The following is a 25,897-nucleotide window of genomic DNA, read 5'->3' as shown; positions in this document are numbered from 1 at the left end:
CAAACAGAAGGAACAAGGCGGCAACGCCGGAAAACGGGAAGGACCGCTGTGCCGCACGACGTCGCATTGATAGCACTAATCGCCGCCGGTTTCGTGTTTGCGGCCATTTTCGGCTATCTCGCCGACCGGCTGCATCTGCCACCGCTGGTCGGATACCTCGTTGCTGGTGTGCTGATCGGCTCCTCGACGCCCGGTTTTGTCGCTGATACCGCTCTTGCGTCTCAATTGGCCGAGATCGGCGTCATTCTTTTGATGTTCGGTGTTGGCCTGCACTTTTCGGCGGCCGATCTGCTGGCGGTGCGCGGAGTCGCAATTCCCGGCGCCATCGGTCAAATCGCCATTGCCGCACTCTTGGGTGTTGGCCTGACGTCTCTATGGGGCTGGGGCATCGGCGCGGGCCTTGTTTTCGGTTTGAGCCTTGCCGTTGCCAGCACCGTGGTGCTGTTGAAGGCGTTGGAAGAGCGCAACCTGGTCAGTTCGGCCAATGGTCGCGTCACTGTAGGCTGGCTGATCGTCGAGGATTTGGCGATGGTGCTGGCGCTCGTTTTACTGCCGGCATTTGCCGGGGTTCTTGGCGGCCATGCCGGAGTGGGCACGCACGCTAGCTCCGGGCCGATCGAGCTAACCATCGGCATTACCATCGTCAAGGTAGCGGCGTTCGCCGCCGTCGCGATTTTCATCGGCCCGAAGATCGTTCCTTGGCTGCTTATCTCTGTTGCAAGGACCGGGTCACGCGAGCTCTTTACTCTGTCGGTTCTGGCCATCGCGCTCGGCATCGCCTTTGGAGCCGCGCAGATATTCGGCGTTTCTTTTGCGCTCGGCGCGTTCTTCGCCGGCCTCATCATGAGTGAATCCCACCTCAGCCATCGGGCTGCAGCCGATTCCCTGCCGTTGCAGAATGCCTTTTCCGTATTGTTCTTCGTTTCCGTCGGCATGCTCTTCGATCCGTCGGTACTGGTGCGCGAACCGCTGATGATCATGGGCGTACTCGCCCTCATCATCATCGGTAAATCGCTGGTCGCTTTCTGCGTCGTCGTGCTGCTGCGTTATCCCGCCAGCATGGGTTTTGCCGTCGCCGCCGGGCTTGCACAGATCGGCGAGTTTTCCTTCATCCTTGCTGGCCTCGGCGTCTCGCTGGGTCTCCTGCCGCGCGAAGGGCAGGACCTGATCCTTGCCGGTGCCATTTTGTCGATCACGCTCAACCCACTGGTTTTCGTTGGCATCGAGCGGCTGGAAAAACTGGCCTTTTCCCGATGGCCGGTACTGGTAGCCGGCTATGGTGCGGCAAGGCACGATCGCCTGTGTCGTGAACTGGCCGTAATCGGCAAACAGCGCGAGGAACGGGACCGGCAGCATCACTTGGAGATCGAGCAACTAATCGAGACGTTTCCGATGTTCGACGAGGTCGACGAGAACGCGCAGGAGGAACTGCTTCTGCTCTTCCGGCCGAGATCGGCATCGCCGGGCGATCGCGTCATCCGCACCGGCGACCGGGGTGACAGCATGTATTTCATTGCGTCCGGTGCAGTTGAAGTACAGCTCGAGGACGACGAGATTCCGCTCGGCGCCGGCTCCTTCTTCGGCGAAATGGCGCTATTGACAGGCGCCCGCCGCACAGCAGACGTCGTGGCGGTCGATTTCTGTCAATTCCTCGTCTTGGAACGCCGCGACTTCAACCTGTTCATGTCCCGTCACCCGCGGCTGCGCGCCGCCGTCAGCAGCATGGCACAGGAGCGGCGGGAGATGAACGTGTCGCGCCAAAGGCGGGACCAATCGCTGGACGCGGGTTGACCCGCCCGAGGCGGTTCCAAAGGGCTGCACGGCGGCGTTATCGCCGCGCAAGCCAGGCCTTGGACACGCGGCAGGCCATGGTGTAGGCCGGATCGAAAACATTCCCGACGTCATAACGCACGACCTGGCCAAGCAGATGGCTGGCGGCGGTCTTGTCGAGTCCGTAGTCGGAGGTCAGCCAGCGAAGCATCTCGCTGGTCGCATGCTGCAGCGCCTGGTCGAGCGGCCGGGCATTGCCGACCGTGAAAATGTCGTCTGCGGTTTCGCCACGCGGCCACACGATCTTCTTCTTCTCGACGCTGAGCCGCACCGTCACTTCGAAGGTGGTCTCGATGCCGGTCCCGACGATCTCGCCGTCGCCTTGTACGGCGTGGCAATCGCCGAGGAAGAAGAGGGCGCCCGGCGCCGACACCGGAAACCAGATTGTCGTGCCTGGTCCCAAAAGGCGGTAGTCCATGTTGCCGCCGAATTCGCCGCTGGTGGCGGTGGATATGGCCTGACCGAGCGAGGGGGCGACGCCGAAGCAGCCGATCATAGGTGACAGCGGTAGCACGAAAGATTCCAGACCGGCGACCGGCTCGGAAAGTCGGGCCGTCAATGCCGTGCGATCGATCTGCCAGATCGCCTTGTCGCTCGGCGGCAGCGTCCGCACGTCTTCCGGGTCAACGACATTGGCGGCAACGACGCTCCGGGTGAAGCCTGTGTCGCGCGTCGGGACCATGCCGAGGATTTCGACCTTCAATGAATCGCCTCGTTCCGCGCCTTCGACAAAAATCGGGCCGTTCATGGGATTCGGGCCTGACGCCTGCTGAATGCCTTCCTTGTCGTAACCGGCGGCATCGATCGTCTCAGTGATGACCGTGTCGCCATCGGCAATGTGCAGTGCCGGAGGAAGAGAACCGATGACGTTGTGATAGGCCGTCGGAGTGAAACGATGGGTTGCCATGAAGCGTCAGCCTTGTCTGAAATTGAGTCAACCCAACCTATGCCGGATTCGGCCTTTGCGGAAAGTGCAGAATGGTCGCAATTCTTACGGTCCGACGAAATATCTCCGGCGCTTGGCTTTGTAGCTTCGTTCGTCGAACTGGCCGCGAAGCCAGTCTTCGGGGTTCGCCTTGAGGTATCCGGCACCTGGATCCTGCCGGTCGGAATTGGCGAGCTTCTTGACGATATAGCGCGCGTAATGATGGTCGAAAATACGCATGAACTCGCCGAAATAAATGTCGGCCACACGCGTATCACCTCGAATGACGATCATGTTCTCATCATTTATGCGCTGCGAAGGCTGGCTGAAATTCGCCGAGCCGCTGACGACCAGCGGGTCATCGCTCAACGGGTCGACCAGCATGAACTTGTCGTGGATGTAGTCATTGGTATTAAGAGGATTGTCGCGCTCCGCCAGGAAGTTTGCCAAGGCACCGCTTTCCAGATGACCGCCGGCGGCGAAGAGAACGTCGCGGTCGCGCCCGATGATCTCGCCATCTCCCAGATCATCGTCCTTTACGATGTAGCGCAGCACGTCGTTATCCTGCGCGATTACCTTGCTGAAAACCTTGTCCAAGTTGAAAGCCAGCGTGATGCAGGAGATCTCCTGTGCCTCGGCCATCCGGTCGGCATACCATTGCAAGGATTCGCTGCTGTCCTTCTCGTCGCGTGCGCTGAAGACCGGTGTGACGCTGTTCGGTGCGGGGCGGGCCGGGGGCAGTGGCGTCAGTTCACGATTTTTTGGCCTCAACTTGGTCGGCGTGAGATTCTCCGACAGAAGCGTCCAATATTTGAGATAGGTCTTGGCAATTTCCGGGCTCCAGACGATGTGGCCGACATTCGAGTGACCGAAGATGCCGCCATCCGATATGTTCGTCGATCCCGTCCAGACCGCGACCGGCTTCTCGTCCTTAAGCAGGATGATGAACTTGTTGTGCCGGATGCCCTCCGTCACCGTACGTGGAATGACCACCTTCATCTCGTCGAGGCGGGCATTGTGGATGACCGCTTCGTTCGCAGCCTTGTAGGTCTTCTCGTCGTCGAAGACGATCTTCACATCGGCTCCGGCTTCCACAGCCTTGGCAAATGCGTTCGCGACAGGCTGATAGTGGAATTCATAAAGCGCCGCCCGCAGCCCGAAGCGGTGATCCTTGGCGAGGCCGATGAATTTGATGAGCGCTTCGAAGAGGCCGCGCGACAGCCAGACCATTTCCTCGGCCATGGGATTGTCGGCATCCGGCTTGCGATTGCCGAAACGGCGCGCATAGGCCTGTGAGCCGATCACGCCGCGATTGAAATAAACATCGTGGCGCGCCTCGTCGTTCTTCTTCTCGGGATGTAGCAGGTATTCGAGCTCGGTTGCGATTTCGACGGTAACCGCGGAAGCAGTGTCGAGCTGCAGCATCTTGACCGTGCCGTAGACCGGGACGATCTGGTAGCGGTAGGTGTGATCGGTTTCCGCCGTATAGTCGGCCCATTGGAAGCTTTGTACCGGATGATCCGCCGTGCTGACCGGAGTGCCCGGCGCGAGACCTCGATCCTTGTCCTTGAAACGCTTGATGCCCGTCATCCAGTAACGCTCGACGACGACACCGTCCTTAAGCTCCTCGCGCTGAATGGCAAAACCCATCAGCCCCGTTTTCTTGGCGTCTTGTCCGGGAAGGAAATCCCAAGCGAGGACGACCACATATGTTCCCGCAATCGCCCGCGCGCGCAAAACCCCACTTGCTGCCGTAACCCGCATGTCTCGCCCTCCCCAATCTGGCTTCATTCATCGAATGGTCGGAGGGTCGATCTGCTTCCCTGGTTCGGACTGCGCATCAACTCTCATGCGAACGACGACGAAAGAACAGCACACCTTTTCAGCGAAGGTAAACTCTTACCATAACAACCGGATGAATGCTCCCACTGGATTGGGGGGATAACCTGCTCTGTTCGTTTTTTCACTACGACGCGTGTAGGCGCGACCTGAATCGTGCATCGATGCGGCTGTTAGGTCCGCGTCCCGCTCGAAGTCAAGGCAGCCATCGGTCAGACGCGGTCCAGGAACGCAAGTACCCGTCGGGTGAGCAGTGCGGTCGCGTGGGCGTCGTAAGACGGGAGCGAGCTGTCTGCAAAGTAGTGCTGATCGCCGGGGTAAAGGAAAAGCTCCGCATCCTCGACTTTCTCGACAATCTCGCGGGCGGCATCGATGTCGCCCTCGCCGACGAATACTGGGTCCTTGTCCATGCCGTGGATCTGGGCCGGCACACCGTCCGGCCATGGTCCAAAGGACCACTCGCCGCTGATCGGGAGGCAGGAGTAGAAGAGCAGTGCTCCGCAGGCTCGGCGCCGTGTTTGTGCGAGCTTCTGCGCCGGTAGCACGCCGAACGAGAACCCGGCGTAAACGAGCTCGAAGGGCAGTTCGTCGGCGACGCGAACACCGCGCTCCCGCATCTCGTCGAACCCAATCTCGCCGATATAGGCCAGCCCCTTATCGATGCTTTGGAACGTGCGTCCGTCGAACAGGTCCGGCGTGTGTATCGTGTGCCCGGCGCGCCGCAGGTCGTCGGCGAAAGCGCAGACACCGGGGGTAAGCCCCTGTGCGTGATGAAACAGTAGGACCTCGGCCATAGGGTGCCTCCGGACGGGATGGTCGGATCTACGCGTTCGACTATCCTACGGCGTCATCGCCTCGCCGTGAAGAGTGCGTCTACCGGGAGGAGGGGCGTTTCGTGGGCTCGATTGGATTAGGGGGGTATGCTGTGCCACCATCTCATCCGCGGTAGCCTGACGCTGCGGGAGCCTTGCGGAAATTGCGTGGGTCGTAGAGCAATCGTCTCGACCAACCGGAATCGCGGGTCGCCTTCAACCAGAAGCAGCTTTGTGTTACGACATCCAGGCGGGATTGAGGTGTGCGTACGAGGGGGAATAGACATTTCAAATGCTCTCACTCTTCCAGAACTTAAGGAAATTTTCCGGCTCGATGATCAAGCACTCGATCCGAAGGCGGATCGTCGCGATCGCTGCCGGCCTGATCATCCTCATGATGGCGACTTCTGTACTGTCGATGATGATGGTTGGACGGCTGGGCCATCTACTCGATGAGCTGACGGCAAGGTACAATCCGGCCAACGAGCATTTGACCCGGGTTCATATCCTCTCGCTTGAAAGAGCTCTCACACTGCGTCGCATGGTGATTGCAAAGATGCAGGAGCCACCCGATGAGATGGGATATAAGGCTCGCAAGCAGCAATACGATGCCAAAGGCGCCGAAGCCGAGCGCGAGGTGCAGGCTGCGCGCGAACTCATCAATGCGATCATTGCAGATACGAACACGCCCTCGGACAATGCGGCACTGGCACGCATCGAGAGCCGGATCGATAGCCTGATGAGTGACGGTCGCAGCCTTCTGCTTCAGGAGACTGGGGAGCTGCTTTCATTCCTTGATGCGCGGGATTTTGCCGGCGCGAGAGATCGCCTTTCGCGCGTCGACGCGCTGCGTGACGAACTCAATCAAAAGATCGATGCTCTTCGTCAGGAAATGCTGAAAGTGAGCCATGGTGCCATCGCAACGATTAGGATGGAGCAGTCTCGGGCGGTCCTAATCTCCGCGATCGCTACACTGCTTGCCGCAGTCATCGGGTTAATATTCGCCAACCTTGTAAGCGGTGGCATCATTCGCTCGGTCCGGCAACTGCTGGAGGGGACACGCGCGGTCGAGGCCGGCCATCTCGATCAACCCATCGACATAACGACGCGCGACGAAATTGGAGAGCTGGCCGCCGCGTTCAACCGGATGGTCGTGCAGTTGCGCGACAACCAACGCGTCAGGGAAACCTTTGGCAAATACATTGATCCTCGCGTCGTGGAAGGTCTTATCGATCGTCCAAATTTGACCGCAGCCGAAGGTCAGCGTCGGTTGATGACGGTGCTGTTCTGCGATCTGAAGGGATTTACGACCCTGAGCGAAGGCTTGGTGCCCCAAGGTCTGGTCAAGATCATGAACCGATACTTTTCACTTATGTCCGAGCCTATACGAACCAATCGCGGGATCATCGACAAATATATCGGCGATGGCATCATGGCCTATTGGGGCCCTCCGTTCGTCGACGAGGCAGATCACGAGCGACTTGCATGTCTGGCCACCCTGGAAATGATCGAGCGCATTGAGACGTTGCGTCGGGAAATCCCCGACTTGCTGGGTGTCCGAGGCACGCCGATGGAGAAGTGCGATTTGCGGATAGGCGTCGCGACGGGTGAGGCATTGGTCGGAAGTATCGGCTCTGACCTCATGATGAGTTATACGGTGATGGGCGACGCGGTAAATCTCGCCTCGCGCTTGGAAGGCGCAAACAGGGTTTACGGCACCCGCAATCTGGTAAGCGAAAGAACAGTGGCTGCGGCGGGTACCGCGATCGAGTTTCGGGAAGTCGATCGGATCATAGTCGCGGGCCAAACCCGTCCGGAGGTCGTTTTTGAGGTGCTTGGACGCAATGGCGAACTGACGCCCGAACTCTTGGCATCACGGGACTTGTATCAGGAAGGGCTTGTGGCATACCGCGAACGTCGATGGGATGATGCGCTTCGCGCGCTCAAGGCGTTGCTGGATGTAATGCCTGGTGACGGACCGTCGCTGGGTCTGCTGGTTCGCATCGAAAGCCTCAAGGCAAACCCACCCTCCGCGGACTGGGACGGGTCATGGCGCATTGAAAAATAGGCATCGATGCGTGCCTCGCCGGAACTTTAGGCTCGGCGATCCGGAATAACCGCCGTTTTATGCGACGGCCATGACTTCATACTTTGCGGCACAGGCCCACCGCAGCAGCTTATTCAAGCTTTTCGGAGAAAGTCGCCGCGAGCGATACGGCTGATCGCTGCTCGCGTGTCCCATATTTCGTTGCAAACAGTATATCGCTCGGCGATGGAGGCTGACGGTTGGCTTGGCGCCACCGGGCAATTGCCCTTCCGATCTCGATCACGGCTACAGACGGCTCTATTTTTAGCAGGCGCTTGGGACAGAATATGGTTGCGATTTCGATTTTCTCCGCAATTATCCGCTGAACGAGAAGTCTCTTTGAGAAACGAGGAACGCCATGGTTTCGGTAAGATTTCCGGCCATCTCTTTCAAACATCTCGACGCGGTGCAACTTCCGGACGTGTGTCGCGTGCGGCTCCACCATCGGCGTGGCGACCCGGTGAAGGACGTCGAGGCGACGGCAAGGGCCGCGGTTCGCAGTAGCGTGCGGCTTCAGGCTCTCGCAAAGGGCGGCAGTGTCGCGGTGGCGCTCGGCAGCCGTGGCATTGCCAAGATTCCCTTGATCGCCAAGGCAGTGATCGACGAGTTGAAACTGATGGGGCATCACCCCTTCATCGTGCCGGCGATGGGAAGCCATGGCGGCGGCACGGCCGAGGGGCAGGTCGAAGTTCTGAAGAAGCTCGGCCTTTCGGAAGAAGCACTCGGCGCGCCGATCCGCTCCAGCATGGACGTCGTCGACTACGGGGTCACTGCTGACGGAGCACGCTGCAAGTTCGACAAAAATGCCGCCGGCGCCGACGCGATTGTCGTGGTCAACCGCGTCAAGTCCCATACGACCTTCGACCGGACCATTGAAAGCGGTCTGGTCAAGATGGTGGCCGTCGGGCTCGGAAAGGCGGAGGGCGCCCGCTCCGTGCATCGGACAGGTCCGCCGGCTCTCATCGAGACGCTGCCGGCTCTTGCCAAAATCGCGCTTCAGCATTCGCCGATCGCACTCGGCATCGCCATCGTCGAGAATGCTCAGAAGGATCTCGTCGCGCTCGAAGGTGTTGCGCCGGAGGATTTCTTCGACAGCGACGTGAGGCTTCTGAAGGTGGCCAAGTCCTTCATCGCCCGGCTTCCGTTCGGCACAATGGATGCGCTGGTCGTCGAGCAAATTGGCAAGGATATCAGCGGGGCGGGCATGGACTATGCGGTCATGGGCCGCGCGGATCTGCGAACAGTTCCCAATCCGTCCGAACCCTTCGCCTCGCGCGTCGCCGTCCTTGGCCTGTCGGAGGCGACCGGTGGCAACGGCCTCGGCATCGGGCTTGCCGATTTCACGACCATCGACGTGGTCAACCGTATCGATCTCCAACAGATCTACATGAACTCGCTGACATCGACACTTGTCGAGAAATCCCGCATTCCCATCGTGCTGCAGAACGACCTCGATGCCCTGAGAGCGACGGTCTCGACGAGCTGGTCACCCACGGATCTTGAAACCCGTCTTTGCCTCATCCGCTCCACCCTGCACTTGCAGGAGATCCTCGTCTCGGGGAGCCTGCTTGACACGGCCCTTGCGGACGGCAAGGCCGAGCGGACGAGCGATTTTTTTCCGCTGACATTTTCCGAGAATGGCCGTCTGCTGACGCGGGTCTATGCGGCTGAAGATCTATCGAAGGTCAAGGCATGACCTGGAAATCAGCAAATGCTGGCAGGCTGAGAGCGGCAATCGTCGGCTGCGGCTGGCTGGCGGGGGCGCAGGTGATGCCTGTCAGCCGAGGGCGCCGCTGACGCTGCACTTCGGGCGGGAGCTCGTAGTCCTAAGTCATCGATCGCCGCTGCACGACGGCGGACGATCAAAACCCGGTTCCTTCGTCAGGCCGTCCGGAAATGTTTCCTTTACCGCACACACTCGGCTCCGAATGATGCCACGATCTCGGCTTGGTCCGAGCCGGTAGATCGACGGTCATCCAATTCGACCAGTTGAAGTCGGGCAGCATCGCGCGGCTACCGTCAATTTAGACGGAGCGTCCATTGTCGACGAAACGATCATTTTTGTTTCAATTCGATCAATATGATCAATATGATCAATATGCGGCGCAATAGGGCTTTTTTCTTGACCAAAATTGCGTTCTTCGTCTTCCTTACATGAGAAAGGCAGGTGGTATGATCAATTCGCTCAAGTTTATTCGGCAATCAAAGATCATCTCCATTCTGGATGAATGCGATGAGCTCTCGGTGCACGAACTGGCGCGCAGACTCGGGCGCATATCGGTGGTCACCGTGCGGCGGGATCTTTCCGAACTGGTGGCGAAGGGCATGATCCAGCGGCGCCATGGTGCCGTCGCTCGGCTCGGGGCCACTGCCGCCGCGACCGAAACAACGGGCGCCTCCATCGATGATCAGATCGGCGATGTGGATGCGCTGATCCTTCCGCCGATCGAAGGCGGCGGTGCCGATACCCTGCGCAGCATGGCGCGCCGCCGCGGTATTCCGTTCCTTGCCGAATCGTCGGAGCAGGAGGGCGGTGTCTATGTCGGCCCGGATAATTTTGCGGTTGGGCGCGAGCTTGGAAACCGCGCCGGTCGTAGCTTGAACGGCAAAATCGCCACTGCGCGCGTGTTGCTTGTCTCATTGGAGAGATTGCCAAACACGCGCAGCCGCTGCGACGGTTTTGCAAAGGGCTTCGCCGAAACGTTCAAAGGTCCGACGGAAAGCTGGAGGATCGACGGTCGAGGGCGCTTTCGGGATGCGCTTAATTTCAGCATTGATGCATTCTCCGCGCACCCGACGATTAATATCGTTTTCGGGGTCAATGACCATTCGGTCCTGGCTGCACTCGAAGCATCGAACAGGCTGGATATTGAGGAGGTCTACGGTTTCTGCGTTGGAGGGGAGGGCGGCGCGCTCTTCGATTTGCTGCAGTCCGGGCACAAACTTCGTGCCTGTGCCGCGCTGTTTCCCGAAATCGTCGGCACGCTTGCCGTCGACGCTTTGGCAAGGGCACTGAACGGGCAAGCGCTGCCTAAAGAGATTCTTACCCCGCACGCCATACTGACCCCCGAAAACCTTGCGGAATTCTATGACCACAAGGAAGAACAGTGGACGCTGAAAGCCGAAACGGAAGCAAGGCTCGCGAGCGAGCCTGCGGCGGCCAAATCCGCCGGCCCACGCAAGATCATCGGGTTCGTGCCTCATTATCCAGCCCATGATTGGTATCGCAACATGATCCGCGCCATGCGGCGCCGCACCGATGCGCTGGGCTATGAGCTACGCGTCGCGGCCCCCCAGGCGGGTATCGCACGGGAAATAAAGGCACTTCGCGAGCTTATCGCCCGCGCGGCTGCCGCCAAGGTGGAGCCCGGCGATATCGTCGCGGTCAACGCCGGCGAGATCGGACTGATGCTTGCCGACGAACTGTCAAAGCTTCGCGACATCACAGTGGTCACCAATGCGCTGGAGATCATGGAGCGTCTGGATGGCGTGGCGGGCATCAAGGTGATCATGACCAGCGGTGAATATTATTCGAAATATCGCTGTCTAGTGGGGCCCAGTCTCGGCGCGCTGTTCGAGACGCTCAAGGCGAATAAGGCATTCCTGTCGGTGGACGGTGTAAGCACGCATTTCGGACCATCGGCAGTCGACGAGCGGCTTGCACTTGCGGCACGACGCTTCATCGAAGGTTCGCGGCAGGCCTTTGTTCTGGCCGATCATTCGATCGTCGGCGTCGACGCCAACAATCGGATCGCGCCCCTGCGATCCATTGTGGAAGTCATTACCGATGGCGGCACCCTGCCTGTCGACCGGCTGGCATTGGCCGCGGCCGGCACGGTGGTGACGCTTGCGGATTCTGGAGAGGAGCGAGCCGGAACACCGCCGGCGAAAGGCAGACATCCACCGCCACGTGCGGCGGTGGCTTAACATCAAGCTCATCCAACGGGAGGAAACTAGGATGAAACTGATTACTATGCTGACCGCAGCCGCCTTTGCCGGCGCTGCTTTTCCGGTGATGGCTCAAGACACCATCACGCTCAAGTTCTGGGACAATCAGCAGACCGAGTCCGGTCTTAGCCAATATCAGCAGGAGGCGGTCAAACGGTTCGAGGCGGAAAATCCCAATATCAAGGTGGAGGTCACCACCGTTCCTTATCCTGAATATCAGCAGCGCCTGCTAACGGCCGTCCAGGGCGGCAATGCGCCCGATGTCTCGACGCTCGATCAGATCTGGATTGCAGCCTTCGCCAAGGCCGGCGCCATCATGCCGCTCGACAAGGAGGCCGGCGAGGCCGGTGTCACGCCCGACAAATTCTTCAAAGGAGCGTGGGAGTCTGCCAACTACGACGGTAAGCTCTGGGGTATTCCGTTCAACGTGGACGTCTGGTCCTTCTCCTTCACCAACAATGCGCTGTTGAAGGAGGCGGGTGTTGACCCTGCGTCCATGGTGACTTTCGAGGGATTGAAGGCGGCGGCGCAAAAGCTGACGGATACCAGCAAGGGACGATATGGCATCGGCCTGTTTGGTCACAAAGGCGAAGATACGGTCGTCGTCATGGACAGCTTCATTTTCTCGAACGGCGGCAAAGTGCTCGACGACAACGGAAAATGCGCACTCACCAGTCCGCAATCTGTCGAAGCGCTGGCCTATCTCCAGTCGCTTGTGCCTTATGCGCCGCAAGGCATCCTGAACGCCTCGTCCGGCGATATGCGCGAACTCTTCCTAAACGGGTCGCTCGCTGTCGAATTCTGGCCGGCTCTTGAACAGCCAACCTTGCAGAAGTCGAAGCTCGACTGGGATTTCGTGGTCGGTCACGCTCCTGACGGCAAGAAGCCGATAGGCACCTATGGCGGCTGGAACCTCGCCATCTATGAATCGTCCCAGCACAAGGAAGCTGCCTGGAAATTCGTGCAGTTCTTGACGCGAGAAGATGTGAACGGCGCGGTCGTCGATCTTATCCCCGCCAACGTCAAAGCGGCCAAGAGCTTCCTTGAGGCAAACCGGAAGGGCGCGGACAGGATCATGGCGCATCTGGAGAATGCGGCGCCGCGCCCACTCTCGGCACGCTACCTTGAGGTCTCGGATATTCAGGTGAGCCTTGCTCAGGATGTTTATTCCGGCGGTGATCCCAAGGCGGCTGCGCAAAAGGCCTGTGCGGCAATCGATGCCTTGAACTGACATGGCGGCCGGGCCTTCGCGCCCGGCCAACCCTCCTCCAGTGGACATAAGATATGTTTCGTCACGAACGCCGGCTTAATCTGGTCTTCATAGCGCCAGTTGTGCTGCTGATCGCCGTGCTGATGTATTATCCGATGGTTGGCACCGTCATCGAGAGTTTCTATTCCACGTCCTTCATCAACCCGGCCCCGAAATTTATCGGCTTCGAGGCCTACGGCAGGATATTGGCGGATGTGAATTTCAGTTCCGTCGTCTGGAATTCTTTCGTCTGGACGATGGGCGTTGTCATCTTGCAGAACGTCATCGGCTTTGCGGCAGCGCTCCTGCTCAATCAGAACCTTCCAGGCCAGGGAGTCATGCGTTCCCTTGTGCTGCTGCCCTGGGTGCTGCCGGGCGTCGTTGCGGCGATACTCTGGCGCTTCATGTATGACCCGCAGCTCGGCCTTATCAACTCGGCATTGATAAGCCTCGGCATCATCGATCATGGCATCGCATGGCTCGCGCAGCCCTCGATCGCCATGGCCTCTTCCATCGTTGCGGCGGTGTGGAAAGGTTTTCCATTCTCCTGCATCGTCTATCTCGCCGCTCTGCAGACCGTCGACCAGGAGCAGATCGAAGCTGCAACGATCGATGGCGCCGGCAGCGTCCGTCGTCTGGTCGATGTCGTGCTGCCGGGAATGAAGGATGTCATCACCATTAACCTCATCCTGACGACGATCCTGACCTTCAATTATTTCGACATGATCTGGGTACTCACTCGCGGCGGGCCGCAGAACGCGACGCATATCTTCCCGACAAAGATCTACGAGCTCGGCTTCGGCCAGTTCCGTTTTGGCGACGCCGCGGTCTACGGCGTGTTCTCGATCATCGTTCTCGCCCTGATGATTACGCTCTATTTCATCGTGCAGGCCCGCGGCCAGGGGAGGAAGCCGGCATGAGCGTGCGACAACCGAAGAACCGGCGTATCCTGTTGTTCTGCCTCAATCTCGTGCTGGCAGCGATCATCCTGATGCCGTTCTTCTGGATGGTGTCGGTTTCGCTCAAGCCGGCCGCAGAGCCCTTCGCCATCCCGGCGCGGCTTTGGCCGGAGCATCCGACATTCGAGAATTACGTGACGGCGTTCCGGCCGGAATTCCGCATCTATTTCGTGAATTCCATCATTGTGTCGGCCGCGACACTGATCATCACAGTCGCGCTTGCCCTGTTTGCGGCCTACGCCTTCACGCGCGCCCAATTCAGATTGATTTCGATTGCGATGACGCTCGTCATCGTCTCCCAGATGTTTCCTGCGAGCGCGATCATCATTCCGATCTACAAGATGATGAAGGCCGCAAATTTGCTCAACACCTACACATCGCTGATCCTCGCCTATGTCACCGTCACGCTGCCGGTTGCGATCTGGATGATGCGGGGCTTCATGGCCAATCTTCCGCTCACACTCGAAGAAGCTGCCGCAATCGACGGGGCGGGGCCGCTTAGAACCTTCTTCGAGATCATCCTGCCGCTTTGCCGTCCAGGCATCGTTGCGACGGCGGTCTTCGTGCTGATCGTGACTTGGCAGGAATTCCTCTTCGCACTGTCTTTCACTTCGACCAAAGAGATGCGCACCCTGCCAGTCGGCGTCAACGACTATATCGGCCAGTACGGCATTCGCTACGGCGAACTGATGGCAAGCTCGGTACTGATATCACTGCCCGTCGTCCTCGTTTTCTTCCTCCTGCAACGGCAGTTCGTCGCCGGGCTCACGGCCGGCGCGGTGAAAGGCTGATCATGACCAACAATCTTCTTCTGAGAGACGTTATCGAACCCGGCATCGTTTGCCTGACGTTCAACCGGCCGGAAAAGCTGAATGCCCTGTCGACGCCGATGATCCAGGCGCTGGAAGAGCAGCTGGATTCGATTGCGCGCGACAGTGCCGTACGGGTTGTCATCCTCACGGGCGCCGGCGATCGTGCCTTTGTAGCTGGCGCTGATATCGGCGAATATCGTGGCAACAGGGCAGAGGCCTTCGCCGCGTATCAATTCGAAAGCCGACGCGTCTTCGACAAGCTCGAGGCTCTGCGCCAGCCGACGATTGCTGCGGTGCGCGGCTATGCGCTGGGTGGCGGTTTCGAGCTTGCGCTCTGCTGCGATCTGATCATCGGTGCGCAATCGTCGCGTTTCGGATTGCCCGAGGGCCTGCTCGGCCTTTCGCCGGGCGGCGGCGGCACGCAGCGTCTGACGAGGGCAGTCGGCCGGGCGATGGCTTCCGACATCATGCTTGCGGCGCGTCGCATAACCGGGGAGCGCGCCTACCAAATAGGCCTCTCGATCGAACTGCCTTCTGACGAGGCACTGATGGAGACGGCGATCGTCCGGGCACAGGCAATGTTGAAGGTCGCGCCTCTTGCTCAGGCCGAAATGAAACGTCTGATACGCCAAGGCTTCGACGCACCGCTACCGGTTGCGCAATCCTTCGAGCAGGAAGTTCTGCTTCGTCTCTATTCGACGCAGGACGGTCAGGAGGGCATTGCAGCCTTCCTCGACAAACGTCAGCCGGAATTCAAGGGGAGGTGAAGATGTTTGCGCGTGAATTTGAAAACAAGGTCGTCATCGTCACGGGCGCTGCCATGGGCATCGGCAGGGCCTGCGCAGAGCTCTTCTGTAGCGGCGGGGCGTCCGTCGTCATCGCCGATGTCGATCTGGATGCCGGCGCCAGGGCAGCGGAGGAGATATCCTCGGCCGGCGGCTCGGCGGTCTTCAAGCGAACCGACGTTTCCGTGATGGCAGACATGGAACGGCTGGCGGCGGAAACGGTCGCCCTTTACGGCGGTATCGATATTCTCGTCAACAACGCTGCCCGCGCGCTCGGCGGCCGGGTCGACCAGATCGACGAAAGCGACTGGAACACCGTCATCAACACCAACCTGACAAGCGTCTGGCGCGGCATGAAGGTTGCGGTTCCGGAAATGATCAAGCGGGGCGGAGGCGCCGTCGTGAACATGTCCTCCGTGCAATCGCTGACCGGTTTCAAGGGCTGGGCTGCCTACGCCTCTGCAAAGGGGGGGATCAACGCCCTTACGCAGCAAGCGGCGATCGATCTCGCCCCCTTCGGCATAAGAGTGAACGCTGTTGCCCCGGGCACGATCATGACGCCGCTCAATCAACGCATCTTCGACACCGTCGATGATCCGCAGGCGCTGATCGACACCTGGAACAGGGCGCATCCGATCGGCCGTTTCGGTGAGGCATCGGAAGTGGCCGAGGCGGTCGTGTTCCTGGCGAGCGCGCGCGCCTCGTTCATCACCGGCGAGATCCTCCGCGTCGACGGCGGTCTCGTCGTGCGGGGAGAATAGGGATGGTCGCGACCTACGGGCTCGAAGCGAAAGGTATCCGCGTCGGCATCGATCTGGACGTCGGGCATCTGGCGTACTTGGAGATCGAACGTGACGGACGTCGCACGGCACCGTTCCACCGCGCGCCCTGGGCCGACGATGCGCGCCCGGTAGCCGGTACCGAGGATGCACCGCATCTGGCAAGTCTCTCCGGCGATTTCTTCTGCGCGCCCTTTGCCGCCTCCGACGTGGAACCGGCGCCGGCCCATGGCTGGTCCGCCAATGCGCCATGGACGCCGATCGGCTCCCATGCGGTTGAAGGAGGGATTTGCGCGCGCTTTGAGTTGACCCGACGGATTATGGGCGCGCGCCTCATCAAGGAACTGAGCGTTCGCGACGGGCATCCGTTTCTTTATCAACGACACATTTTCGAAGGCGGTGCGGGCGCGATTCCGGTCGCGAACCACGCGATGCTGAGCTTGCCGTCCGGCGGACGCATGTTCTTTTCGCCCAAGCGCTGGGCGGAGACGCCGCCCGATCCTCTGGAGCCGGATCCGCGGAAAGGGCGCACGATTTTCCAGTACCCGGCACAGGCGGTCGACCTTCGTCAACTGCCCTTGGCGGACGGCGGGACCGCGGACCTGACGCGCTATCCTGTCGGCACGGATCATGAAGACCTGGCGATGCTCGTTGAAGCTGGGGAATCGAAGCTCGGATGGTCGGCGGTGCTGCGGCCGCAGGAGGGCGATCTTGCCCTCATGCTGAAGGATCCTCGTCTGTTGCCTGCCACCGTTCTGTGGTTCTCGAATGGCGGGCGTTCCTATGCGCCCTGGAGCGGCCGTCACAGGGCCGTCCTCGGTGTCGAGGACGGCTGCATCTATTCCATCGCGGGGCACAGGGCTTCCATCGAACCCAATCCTCTCACGCAAGTTGGCGTGCCGACCGCGATACGGCTCGATCCCGAAGGCAGCATCGCGATCAACCACGTGATCGGAGCGATCCCTGTCCCGAATTGGCTGACCGACGTCGCCAGCATTTCCATCGACGGCGATTTCATCATCGTCGCGCCGAAGGCCGGCGCGGCCATCTCTCTTCCTTTCGACGCCGCATTCCTGTTCGGAGAAAACTGAAATGGCGACCGTATCGCTCGACCGTATCACGAAGAGCTTCGGCGCCTTCACCGCACTTCACGACCTTTCGCTCGACATCGAGGACCGCGAATTCCTGGTTCTGCTCGGTCCGTCGGGCTGCGGAAAGACAACGACCATGCGGATGATCGCCGGCCTCGAGGATCCGACAAGCGGCGATATCCGCATCGATGGCGAGCGCGTCAACGACAAGCCCGCGCGGGATCGTGACCTGGCGATGGTCTTTCAGAACTATGGTCTCTACCCCCACATGACGGTGGCCGACAACATCGGATATCCTTTGAAGGTGCGTGGCATGGCCCGCCAGGAGCGGCTCGAGCGGATAAAGGCGGCCGCCGCGCGCGTGGAACTTTCGAATCTTCTCGAGCGCAAACCGGGAGAGCTCTCCGGTGGTCAACGCCAGCGCGTGGCATTGGCGCGGGCAATCGTGCGTACGCCCCGGCTGTTTCTCATGGACGAACCGCTTTCCAACCTCGATGCGAAGCTTCGCAATCTGATGCGCGCGCAACTGAAGCATCTTCAGAGGGATCTCGCCATTACGACCATCTATGTCACGCACGACCAGACGGAGGCAATGACGCTGGCCGATCGGATCGTCATCATGCGCGACGGCCGTATCCAGCAGTCCGGATCGCCGGCGGAAATATACGAAAAGCCAGGCAACGCCTTCGTCGCCAGCTTCATCGGTTCGCCGCCAATGAACCTCATCAATGGGACCATCGCCAATGGCAAGTTCGTACATGCTGCCGGATCGGTTCCGGTCTCAGGCCTGCCGGATGGACCGATCATCCTTGGCGTTCGCCCGGAAGATATCAAGCTCAGCGAACCGGGTGCGGCGGACATCACGGGCACGGTATTCTCCTCCGAACTGCTTGGCGATTCAGTGCTGCTGGGCGTCACGGCCGGCACCGATCTCATCAATGTGAAAGTCGGGCCGCGCAATGGGCGGCAGATCGGCGAGCCAATTTCCATCGGTCTCGACCGCGGCAAGCTGCACGCCTTCGATGCACAGCATCACAATAGCATCATGGAGCGGCGGCCGTGACGAACTACCGCTTTGCCACCTCGCCGTCCCCGGTCCTGCCCATGTCGCGCGCTATCTGTAATTTCGATGGGACCTTCGGCGAGACCGATACTTTGGCTCCTGCATTGTGGCGAGGCCGATGATGGAGAGCAGGCGTTTCAAGGGGCTGACATGGGATCATCCGCGGGGCTATCGCGCTCTGGAAGCCGCCGCGCGACGGGTTCCCGAATTGCTGGATTGGTCGCGCCAGCCGCTGGAGGGTTTCGAAAGCCATCCCGTTGCGGATCTTGCGGCTCGCTATGACCTGCTGGTGATTGATCATCCGCATGTCGGCGAAATCGCAAAGGAGGATTGCATCCGGCCTCTCGAAGAGATTTTTTCCCCCGAGGAAATCGAACAATGGGGCAGGCAATCGATCGGAGCTGCACTCCGCAGCTACCGATGGGACGGACGTCACTATGCTTTTCCGCTGGACGTGGCCATGCAGGTCGCGGCCCGGGATCCAGATCTTGTGGCCTCAGCTCCCGATACCTGGGACGAGGTATTGCGGCTCTCTCATAGAATCCCGACGGCGCTTTCTTTGGCGGGCCCACATGCGCTCCTCACCTTCTATTCGATCTGCCTCGCGCTCGGCGAGGAGCCGGGTTCCGTTGAACTGGTAAGCGATGTCGTGGCTCTTGCCGCGCTCGACATGATGCGGGCCCTGACGGCAAACGCTCCAAGGGGAAGCGAGACGCTCAATCCGATCGCGCAGCTCGAGACGATCGCGAACCGATCCGGCATTGCTTTCGTACCGCTGGTGTTCGGCTACGTGAACTATGCGGCGCCATCCTCACGTGGCGTCGTCGGGTTTTCTGAAGCGCCTCGCATTGCGCCCGGCGGACGCCGGGGAAGCGTCCTCGGCGGAACGGGTATCGCCCTAGTGCGGCGAACGGAGCCAAGCCTTGCACTGCTGGACCATCTGCGATGGCTGATGCTGGAGGAGACGCAGACTGGCTTCATCCCCGCCCATGCTGGACAACCGTCGGCGCTCAGCGCCTGGCGCGATCCGTCCGTCAACATCGCAAGTGGCGAATTCTACGCCGCCACCTTTGAAACCGCCATGAGCGCATGGGTCAGGCCGCGTTTCGATGGGTATATCGCCTTTCAGAACAGGGCGTCTGCAACGATCCGCGACGCGCTCCTGAACGACGACCCCGCGACCGATACGCTGAAGCGTCTTCGCACTCTCTGGCAGTGCGCCCTCGACGGGGCGCAGCGCGATTTCATCTTCATTCAAGGACAGCTACCATGACCGAAAAAGCACTCTCCGACGTGACCATTCTCGATTTCAGCCACCTCCTGCAAGGGCCGTTCTGCACGCAGCTTCTTGCTGACATGGGTGCGAACGTCATCAAGGTCGAACGACCCGGCCAGGGGGACCTCTTCCGCACGCTTACCTTCAACAACAAGTGGGTCGGCGGCAGCGAGAGTCCTAATTTCCTCGCCTGGAACCGCAACAAGCGTTCGCTGGCACTCGATCTCAAGGCACAGGACGCCAAGGGTATCCTCTATAAAATTGCTGAGAAGGCCGACGTCGTCGTGCAGAATTTCCGCCCTGGCGTGCTGGCCAAGCTCGGTTTCGGCTATGAGGATTTCAAGCGCATCAATCCGAGGATCATCTATTGCTCCGGTTCCGGCTACGGCGACAGCGGGCCTTATCTCAGCCGGCCGGGGCAGGACATGCTCATCCAGGGACTGACTGGAATTGCGGCAGCTACGGGAAGAGGGGATGGTCCTCCGGTGCCCGTCGGCTCCGGCTTTTCCGATCAAATCGGAGCGATGAATATGGTGTACGGCATTTTGACAGCCTTATACTGGCGCGAGCGCTCAGGCAGAGGCCAGGAGGTGAAGGTCGATCTTCTGTCGGGTATGCTGGCTCATCAAGGACAGGAAATGCTGACGGCGATGAATTTCAACGAGGATTTCAAACGCCCCAATTCAGGCATAGGGCATCCGGGCATGGACGCGCCTTTCGGCGTCTATCCCACGTCGGACGGTTGGGTCACGATCGCTATGAGCCCCTACAAGAAACTCGTCTCCGTGCTGGGTGATGAAAGTCTCCTCGTCTACGACAATCCGAAGAGCCTGTTCGATCAGCGCGATGAAATCTGGGAAAAATTATCTGCGCTTACGCGCAAATGGACGACGCACGATCTGCTCGAAGCGCTGCTGGCGGTTGATATCTGGTGCGGCGAGGTCAAGACCCATCTGCAGGCAGCGGACGATCCGCAGGTCAGGCACATGAATATGATCACGAGCTATGACCATCCGGTAGGCGGAACGGTAAAGGTGGTTGCGCCGGCGACAAAACTATCAGAAACGCCGGCCTCGGTTGATCGGCCGCCACCTCTTATCGGAGAACATACCAGGGAGATACTGCGGGAATTCGACTACAGCGACGAAGAAATCGATGGCTATCTGCATCAAGGTGTTATCGCCGTGAAGACGGCGGGATGATCTTCAGCATCGGCGTTAAATTCTTCACTCAAGTCATTCTTATTGCAAGGTTTCCGGTCACGTCGAATACGGAATCATGCGAAGTGTTGGCGCCGATCCCCAAAGGTTCAAAAGCAGCGCCATGAGCGTTGACGGGTGAGTCCTCCACCGCGCCAATATTCTTGTCGACCCGCAGGACGTTGGCTAGCGAAGCTCGAATCGACTCCATTTGCGATGCAGCTGTTGTGCAAAGTTGATGAATATTCGAATGAGCACGAACGCCAGAAGGATGACGGCGATTGTGGAGATATCCCAAAATGAAATGGATTGCATTTCGGTCGGGAACCTGTTCCCGACGTCGAGAGCGGCTGCCGTGTGTATAGACATGGTCGGCTGCCTCCACCGCAGCGCTGCGAGAGACATCAGCGCCCCTAAGGCTTTATTAGAAGAAGATTACGTCTTCTTGATGTTGAGCGAACACGCCGGCATCTCGCCCGGCCCTGGGCCTCAAGCGCCACCGTCTTTATTTTTCCCTGGGAGAGCGAGGATCGTCTGTGCCGCGCAAAAGAGGTTGGGGATACGCCCTCGTTCGCGCGGCAATGGATCGATGATGTCCCCTTCTTCTCCACCTCAAAGGGTGTTGCCAGTCAATTGGTCGACGGCAGCGATCACGCCGCGCAGTTCGGCCAATCCTTTTAGTCGGCCGATGCAGGAGTAACCGGGATTGACCTTTTTTTGCTGGTCGTCGATCAGAAGATGCCCATGATCTGGCCGCATCGGAATGACGCTGTCGGCCCTGCCGGCGGCCAGACGCCGACGCTCTTCGGCTCGTAGCACACTGATCAGCGACACCATGTTGACGTCGCCCGCCAGGTGCTCTGACTCGATGAACGAACCGTCTGGTTCCTTGCTGACATTGCGAAGATGGGTGAAATGGATGCGAGCGGCAAAGCGTTTGGCCATCTCGACGACATCATTGTCGGGGCGGGAGCCGTAGGAACCAGCGCAAAGCGTGATGCCGTTGGCTTCCTCGTCAACTGCGCGAAGAATCGCTTCGATATCGGAGGGCGTCGAGACGACACGCGGCAGGCCGAAAAGTGAAAACGGCGGATCGTCAGGATGGATCGCCAGCCGCACGTTGTTTTCGGCCGCAACCGGCACGATTTCCTTCAGGAATTCCGTCAGATTGCCGCGCATGTCGTCGCTGGAGATGTCGCTGAAAGCGGCGATCTCGCTGCGGATCGTTTCGCGCGTATGGATGCCTTCTCCGCCCGGAAGACCGGCGATGATGTTCCTTTCCAGCGACGCAATCTGCTCATCGCTCATGGTGGCGAGACGCTTTTGCGCGGCCTCGACGGCTGCGGCCGGATAGTTTGTCTCGGCTGCGTGCCGTTTCAGCACGAACACATCATATGCGATGAAATCGATCATGTCGAAACGCAGAGCAAGGCCGCCGGCTTCGGTCAGGTAGCGCAGTTCGGTGCGCGTCCAGTCGACAACGGGCATGAAATTGTAGCAGACGACGGGGACGCCGCCCTTGCCGAGATTGGCAAGGCTGATCTTCCAAGCATCGACATAACGCCGCCAACTCGCGTTTCGCAGCTTGACTGCCGACGTAACGGGGATTGATTCGCAAACGGACCAGACCATGCCCGCCTTCTTAACGATCGCCATGCGTTCGGCGACATCGTCCGGCGTCCAGGCTCGTCCGTCATAGATATGATGAAGCGCCGTGACGACGCCGAGCGCGCCCGCTTGGCGGGCATGAGAAAGGGTAACCGGGTCTTCTGGTCCGAACCAACGCCAACTTTCCAGCATGGTCTCAAACTCCTTTATTAGTGGGATAGTCGTTCTCAGAGTTCGACAAGAGCCGGCTCGCTGGCCTGGCCCGATAATGTCAGCGCCGTGACCGTAGCAAATTTGATCTTCGTGTCCACGGGAACGATGGCTGCCTTCGCAAGCAATGTTTGATAGTGCGGCTGGAACGGACCTTCTCGTCGCTCGGAAAGAGAAACTGTGAAGGCTGTCGCCGATGCCGGTGACGACCAGCGCAACAGCATTTCCGTGCCACCTGCAGGCGTGGTGTATCGTTCACTGGAGAGAATGACGGGAGCGTCTGATGCCTTCTGTTGGCGTTTTTCAATCAGTACGAGATTTGCCGAAGGCAGCGGGATGGAAAGGTCGAGCTGCAAATCGCTTTCCAATACTCCCGACTGGATAGCCACCGGCTCCGCTGCTGCGCGCATCTGCGCCAGTTGTTCGTCCGTGGGACTCGCCGGTGCACCGAGGCGTTCCCAGACCGCAAAGGCGGCATCGCCGGCAAGCTGGTAGACCGTGTAGTCATATTGACCGTCAGCCTTTCCGAGGCTCAGCTTTATCGGTGTTTCTCCCGAGCGGCGGATGGCGTCGACGCTGTTGTAGATCAGCACGGCCAGTCGGCCATCGTCATGGCGCGTGGCAATGACGCCAAGCCCGTTATCGTCGGGCGCCAGGATCGGATCAGCGTTGACGGCAAGCCGTTCCTGACCGAGCAGACCCAACAATTCCATGATCGCCAGTGACGGCTTTTTGACGAAGGCAAGCGGCACATTCTGCGCGGCGTCCAGGCCGGATAGATCGGTGATCCACTCGGACTGCGCCTTGGTGTAGGATTTCGGCCCGAAATAGGTGAGCTGAGTGCGGTGGCCCCACGTGCCGAGAAAACCATTGTCATTGGCGAGAAGGTCGTAAGGTACCTTTTCCTCATCAATCATCAGGCGTTGATGCTGGTCGATGATTTTGGCCATCAACGCCGGTGTGTAGGAGGTTGCGTTCCAACTGTGAGTATCGTGCCAGCCAACCTGCGGATCGCATTCATTGTTGATGATCGGCACGTTGCGCAAACGCGGATGGTGTTGGCGGATGTAGTCGACCGCCAACATCTCGCGTCGGCAGATCCCGACCGTGTCAGGCGTCAGGTCTTCCAGATGCATGCGCACGCCCTTCTCATGGATCGAGATGAAGTCGACACGCGGCGGACCGTCATTGGTCAGGCAGCTCGTGCCGCTGTCGCAATGGGCTACGAATGCCTTGAACATGTTCGAAAGCGTTCTTGCAGTGCCCGGACCACCGATGCGAAGCGTCGGATCAACGGCATCGATGCCGGCAACGCAGGCGTCGTAGTAGTTGGTAAACCCGTCTTCGCCGTGTTTCCACCAAGCGAGATCGGGCTCATTCCAGGTTTCGAAATACCATTTGCTCACCTCTTCGGCGCCATAGCGTTCGAAGAAACGGCGGACCAGTTCGGCGACGAAATCGCGCCAGACGAGGATGTCGTTGCGCTCGGTGAAACCGGCGAAGACGCCGGAAGGGTTGCCCATCAGTTCGAAGAAGGGTCGAAAGCCGAATTCAACCATGGTGTCGACGGCGCGATCCAGCAGCGACCAATCATAGGAAAGGCTGTGGCCGGTGCGAGTGGCACGCACCAATTCGAGCATATAATGAGGGCGCAAAAACTCCACCCCGTGTCCAGGGGTGGCGCCAACTAGGGCGAGCGTCGCGCGCATCTCCGGCTCCAGCAGCAATTGGCCTGGGGAGAACCCGCTTGCGCGCCAGAAGTGATTGAAACGTCCGGCGGAACGGCTGGGATCGATCGTGATGCTTGTCATCGGGTAGTATCCTCAAAGCGAGGCCAGAATGCCGCCATCGACATAGAGCACCTGGCCGTTGACAAAGTTGGAAGCCTGGGAGGCGAGAAAGATGGCTGCGCCGGCGAGTTCGTCCGGTTGCGCCCAGCGGGCGGCCGGCGTGCGGTTTTTCACAAAGGCATCGAATTGCGGATCGTTGAGCAGGGCGCTGTTCATTTCCGTGGCGAAATAGCCGGGACCGATGCCGTTGACTTGAATATTGTGCTGGCCGAGTTCCGTCGCCAAGCCGCGTGTCAGCATCTTCAGCGCCCCCTTCATCGTTGTGTAGGGAACGATAGTCTTGCGGCCGAGTTCGCTCATCAGCGAGCAGATGTTGATGATCTTGCCACCGCCTCGACTGATCATGCCGGGGATGACAATGCGAGAGGGCAGCACCGCCCCCATCACATGGGTCTCGAACATCAGCTGCCAGGTCTCGACACTGTGTTCGACAAAGGGCGCCCTGATCTGGATGCCGGCATTGTTGACGAGGATATCGATGGGTGCAATCGCACTGAGCTTGGCCCCGACGTCGACCGCTCTGGTGATGTCGCAGACCACACCGTCGGCCCGATAGCCTTCAGCGCGCAGACCCTCGACAGCCTTTGCAAGCGAGGCTTCGTCACGGCCGTTGATCGTCACGTGTGCTCCGGCGCTTGCCAGCCCCCTAGCCATTGCGAGGCCGAGACCGCGGCTGGCGCCGGTCAAAAGAGCGTGTCTGCCGCTGAGATCGAAAAGGGAATGCATGGGCTTCACCGGAACTTGTCACGCATCGCCTGGATGCCGGGAAAGGCATCCAGCAGATAGTCGTGGCGTGGATCGAAACTTTGGATGAGGCCGCGCCGGTGACGACCGACGAGAATGGTGAATATATAGCCGCGATGGCCCGGCGAGGTTGATGTCGGGTGGTATCCCTTATCAAGAAGAAAAGTATCGCCGTTCTGCGTCACCAGGTTCTGCGGAGTCTCGCCGGCATTGTAGATGCCTTGCGCGCCGAAGCCTTTTTCCGGCCAGAAGCGGTAGTGGTAGAGCTCCTCATGGTCGGTCTCTAGATTGCCGTTCTCGGTATCGTGTTTGTGCGGCGGATAGCCGGACCAGCAGCCGGGATCGGCATAGAGTTCGCTGACCAGCAGCCGTCCGACGCGTCCCGCCTGGCGCTGGCCGAGGATGTGGAAGATCTGACGATGGGTGTGGGTTTCCGCAGAGCCGACATCCACCATGTCCACCTCTTCCGGTGTAATACGGAAAGGCGTCAGGGGCTCTTCGGTCAGCCCGCCGGCGATCGCGATCTGCGATTTTGCGCGTGCAGTGATGGTGACGGCCGCTCCGACCGGTGCGTAGACGGATTCGGCATTGCCGGACCATATGTCCTTGCGTTTGCCGACATCGTCGAAGGCGATGCCGTCGACGATGATGTCGACATTGCCGTCCATCACTACCGCCAGCGATTCATGATCTGGCAGGCGGTAGTCATGACGCTCGCCGGGAGCGAGCGTCAGCAGATTGAAGTAGACGAGATCGAGGGTATCGTTCCCCTCGCTCACGATGGGCATATTCGCGTTGTCGTAGCTGCGGATGAGTTTGGCCATGGGTCTTG

General features: G+C 59.7%; 20 protein-coding genes. 13 read left to right on the top strand and 7 right to left on the bottom strand.

All coding sequences use genetic code 11. The annotated features are described in order from the left end of the window. Positions 1-48 precede the first annotated feature (48 nt). Positions 49-1,791 carry a cation:proton antiporter gene (locus FHT86_RS22800; protein ID WP_133709737.1) on the top strand — a complete coding sequence of 581 codons (1,743 nt, stop codon included), beginning with the start codon at positions 49-51 and terminating at the stop codon, positions 1,789-1,791. 37 nt (positions 1,792-1,828) lie between these two features. Here FHT86_RS22800 and FHT86_RS22795 read toward each other — a convergent pair whose 3' ends face one another. The 3 genes from FHT86_RS22795 to FHT86_RS22785 form a co-directional block, all read right to left on the bottom strand. Next, positions 1,829-2,737: an acetamidase/formamidase family protein gene (locus tag FHT86_RS22795; RefSeq protein ID WP_133709736.1), complete on the bottom strand. Its 909-nt coding sequence runs from the start codon at positions 2,735-2,737 to the stop codon at positions 1,829-1,831. A gap of 84 nt (positions 2,738-2,821) precedes the next feature. Further along, positions 2,822-4,519 carry a phospholipase D-like domain-containing protein gene (locus FHT86_RS22790; RefSeq protein WP_133709735.1) on the bottom strand — a complete coding sequence of 566 codons (1,698 nt, stop codon included), beginning with the start codon at positions 4,517-4,519 and terminating at the stop codon, positions 2,822-2,824. Positions 4,520-4,806: 287 nt separating this feature from the next. Then, complete coding sequence (locus FHT86_RS22785) at positions 4,807-5,388, bottom strand: dienelactone hydrolase family protein (protein ID WP_133709734.1); 582 nt, start codon at positions 5,386-5,388, stop codon at positions 4,807-4,809. Between the two features lie 757 nt (positions 5,389-6,145). On the opposite strand from FHT86_RS22785, the gene FHT86_RS22780 reads away from it, so the two are divergent. The 12 genes from FHT86_RS22780 to FHT86_RS22725 all read left to right on the top strand — a co-directional run bounded on the left by FHT86_RS22780 (position 6,146) and on the right by FHT86_RS22725 (position 20,656). Next, complete coding sequence (locus FHT86_RS22780) at positions 6,146-7,474, top strand: adenylate/guanylate cyclase domain-containing protein (RefSeq protein ID WP_312862461.1); 1,329 nt, start codon at positions 6,146-6,148, stop codon at positions 7,472-7,474. 376 nt (positions 7,475-7,850) lie between these two features. Further along, positions 7,851-9,188: a lactate racemase domain-containing protein gene (locus FHT86_RS22775; RefSeq protein ID WP_133709732.1), complete on the top strand. Its 1,338-nt coding sequence runs from the start codon at positions 7,851-7,853 to the stop codon at positions 9,186-9,188. A 476-nt stretch (positions 9,189-9,664) separates the two neighbouring features. Beyond that, a complete protein-coding gene (locus tag FHT86_RS22770) occupies positions 9,665-11,419 on the top strand; it encodes a substrate-binding domain-containing protein (protein ID WP_166656911.1) in 1,755 nt (584 codons plus the stop codon). A 31-nt stretch (positions 11,420-11,450) separates the two neighbouring features. Further along, positions 11,451-12,671, top strand: coding sequence for an ABC transporter substrate-binding protein (locus FHT86_RS22765; RefSeq protein ID WP_246779615.1), 1,221 nt, complete (start codon positions 11,451-11,453; stop codon positions 12,669-12,671). Positions 12,672-12,724: 53 nt separating this feature from the next. Further along, positions 12,725-13,609, top strand: coding sequence for a carbohydrate ABC transporter permease (locus FHT86_RS22760; protein ID WP_133709730.1), 885 nt, complete (start codon positions 12,725-12,727; stop codon positions 13,607-13,609). Beyond that, positions 13,606-14,439, top strand: coding sequence for a carbohydrate ABC transporter permease (locus FHT86_RS22755; RefSeq protein WP_133709729.1), 834 nt, complete (start codon positions 13,606-13,608; stop codon positions 14,437-14,439). The genes FHT86_RS22760 and FHT86_RS22755 overlap by 4 nt, the downstream gene beginning before the upstream one ends. A gap of 2 nt (positions 14,440-14,441) precedes the next feature. Next, entirely contained in the window at positions 14,442-15,227 is a 786-nt protein-coding gene (locus FHT86_RS22750; protein ID WP_133709728.1) for an enoyl-CoA hydratase/isomerase family protein, read from the top strand. A gap of 2 nt (positions 15,228-15,229) precedes the next feature. Continuing rightward, positions 15,230-16,006 (top strand): SDR family NAD(P)-dependent oxidoreductase, encoded by a 777-nt coding sequence (locus FHT86_RS22745; RefSeq protein ID WP_133709727.1) that lies wholly within the window; start codon positions 15,230-15,232, stop codon positions 16,004-16,006. A 2-nt stretch (positions 16,007-16,008) separates the two neighbouring features. After that, positions 16,009-17,115, top strand: a complete 1,107-nt coding sequence (locus FHT86_RS22740; protein ID WP_133709726.1) for a hypothetical protein — start codon at positions 16,009-16,011, stop codon at positions 17,113-17,115. Position 17,116: 1 nt separating this feature from the next. After that, the gene (locus FHT86_RS22735; RefSeq protein WP_133709725.1) at positions 17,117-18,178 is read left to right on the top strand and encodes an ABC transporter ATP-binding protein; all 1,062 of its coding nucleotides are present in this window, start codon (positions 17,117-17,119) and stop codon (positions 18,176-18,178) included. 118 nt (positions 18,179-18,296) lie between these two features. Then, on the top strand, positions 18,297-19,451 hold the full coding sequence (locus tag FHT86_RS22730; protein ID WP_166656910.1) for an extracellular solute-binding protein: 1,155 nt from the start codon (positions 18,297-18,299) through the stop codon (positions 19,449-19,451). Then, entirely contained in the window at positions 19,448-20,656 is a 1,209-nt protein-coding gene (locus FHT86_RS22725) for a CaiB/BaiF CoA transferase family protein (protein ID WP_133709724.1), read from the top strand. Before FHT86_RS22730 ends, FHT86_RS22725 begins: the two co-directional genes overlap by 4 nt. Positions 20,657-21,265: 609 nt before the next feature. On the opposite strand, the gene uxuA is transcribed toward FHT86_RS22725, so the two are convergent. Genes uxuA through FHT86_RS22705 form a run of 4 tightly spaced genes read right to left on the bottom strand, consistent with a single transcriptional unit; the run spans position 21,266 to position 25,889 of the window. Further along, the gene (uxuA, locus tag FHT86_RS22720; protein WP_133709723.1) at positions 21,266-22,453 is read right to left on the bottom strand and encodes a mannonate dehydratase; all 1,188 of its coding nucleotides are present in this window, start codon (positions 22,451-22,453) and stop codon (positions 21,266-21,268) included. Between the two features lie 35 nt (positions 22,454-22,488). Further along, positions 22,489-24,282 (bottom strand): GH39 family glycosyl hydrolase, encoded by a 1,794-nt coding sequence (locus tag FHT86_RS22715; protein ID WP_183868873.1) that lies wholly within the window; start codon positions 24,280-24,282, stop codon positions 22,489-22,491. 12 nt (positions 24,283-24,294) lie between these two features. After that, positions 24,295-25,047: an SDR family oxidoreductase gene (locus FHT86_RS22710; protein ID WP_133709721.1), complete on the bottom strand. Its 753-nt coding sequence runs from the start codon at positions 25,045-25,047 to the stop codon at positions 24,295-24,297. A gap of 5 nt (positions 25,048-25,052) precedes the next feature. Further along, positions 25,053-25,889, bottom strand: a complete 837-nt coding sequence (locus FHT86_RS22705) for a 5-deoxy-glucuronate isomerase (RefSeq protein ID WP_133709720.1) — start codon at positions 25,887-25,889, stop codon at positions 25,053-25,055. Between the last annotated feature and the right edge of the window lie 8 nt (positions 25,890-25,897).

The organism is Rhizobium sp. BK313 (genome assembly GCF_014193655.1).
Lineage (GTDB): Bacteria > Pseudomonadota > Alphaproteobacteria > Rhizobiales > Rhizobiaceae > Rhizobium.
The sequence above is the reverse complement of the archived record's forward strand: the minus strand, read 5'-3'. Positions and strand labels throughout refer to the sequence as shown.

Coding starts and splice junctions, on each gene's coding strand:
- FHT86_RS22785 (WP_133709734.1), bottom strand. CDS start 5,388: ATGGCCGAGGTCCTACTGTTTCATCACGCACAGGGGCTTACCCCCGGT.
- FHT86_RS22775 (WP_133709732.1), top strand. CDS start 7,851: ATGGTTTCGGTAAGATTTCCGGCCATCTCTTTCAAACATCTCGACGCG.
- FHT86_RS22780 (WP_312862461.1), top strand. CDS start 6,146: ATGAGTGACGGTCGCAGCCTTCTGCTTCAGGAGACTGGGGAGCTGCTT.
- FHT86_RS22755 (WP_133709729.1), top strand. CDS start 13,606: ATGAGCGTGCGACAACCGAAGAACCGGCGTATCCTGTTGTTCTGCCTC.
- FHT86_RS22730 (WP_166656910.1), top strand. CDS start 18,297: ATGATGGAGAGCAGGCGTTTCAAGGGGCTGACATGGGATCATCCGCGG.
- FHT86_RS22790 (WP_133709735.1), bottom strand. CDS start 4,519: ATGCGGGTTACGGCAGCAAGTGGGGTTTTGCGCGCGCGGGCGATTGCG.
- uxuA (WP_133709723.1), bottom strand. CDS start 22,453: ATGCTGGAAAGTTGGCGTTGGTTCGGACCAGAAGACCCGGTTACCCTT.
- FHT86_RS22725 (WP_133709724.1), top strand. CDS start 19,448: ATGACCGAAAAAGCACTCTCCGACGTGACCATTCTCGATTTCAGCCAC.
- FHT86_RS22745 (WP_133709727.1), top strand. CDS start 15,230: ATGTTTGCGCGTGAATTTGAAAACAAGGTCGTCATCGTCACGGGCGCT.
- FHT86_RS22750 (WP_133709728.1), top strand. CDS start 14,442: ATGACCAACAATCTTCTTCTGAGAGACGTTATCGAACCCGGCATCGTT.
- FHT86_RS22710 (WP_133709721.1), bottom strand. CDS start 25,047: ATGCATTCCCTTTTCGATCTCAGCGGCAGACACGCTCTTTTGACCGGC.
- FHT86_RS22795 (WP_133709736.1), bottom strand. CDS start 2,737: ATGGCAACCCATCGTTTCACTCCGACGGCCTATCACAACGTCATCGGT.
- FHT86_RS22760 (WP_133709730.1), top strand. CDS start 12,725: ATGTTTCGTCACGAACGCCGGCTTAATCTGGTCTTCATAGCGCCAGTT.
- FHT86_RS22715 (WP_183868873.1), bottom strand. CDS start 24,282: ATGACAAGCATCACGATCGATCCCAGCCGTTCCGCCGGACGTTTCAAT.
- FHT86_RS22765 (WP_246779615.1), top strand. CDS start 11,451: ATGAAACTGATTACTATGCTGACCGCAGCCGCCTTTGCCGGCGCTGCT.
- FHT86_RS22705 (WP_133709720.1), bottom strand. CDS start 25,889: ATGGCCAAACTCATCCGCAGCTACGACAACGCGAATATGCCCATCGTG.
- FHT86_RS22740 (WP_133709726.1), top strand. CDS start 16,009: ATGGTCGCGACCTACGGGCTCGAAGCGAAAGGTATCCGCGTCGGCATC.
- FHT86_RS22770 (WP_166656911.1), top strand. CDS start 9,665: ATGATCAATTCGCTCAAGTTTATTCGGCAATCAAAGATCATCTCCATT.
- FHT86_RS22735 (WP_133709725.1), top strand. CDS start 17,117: ATGGCGACCGTATCGCTCGACCGTATCACGAAGAGCTTCGGCGCCTTC.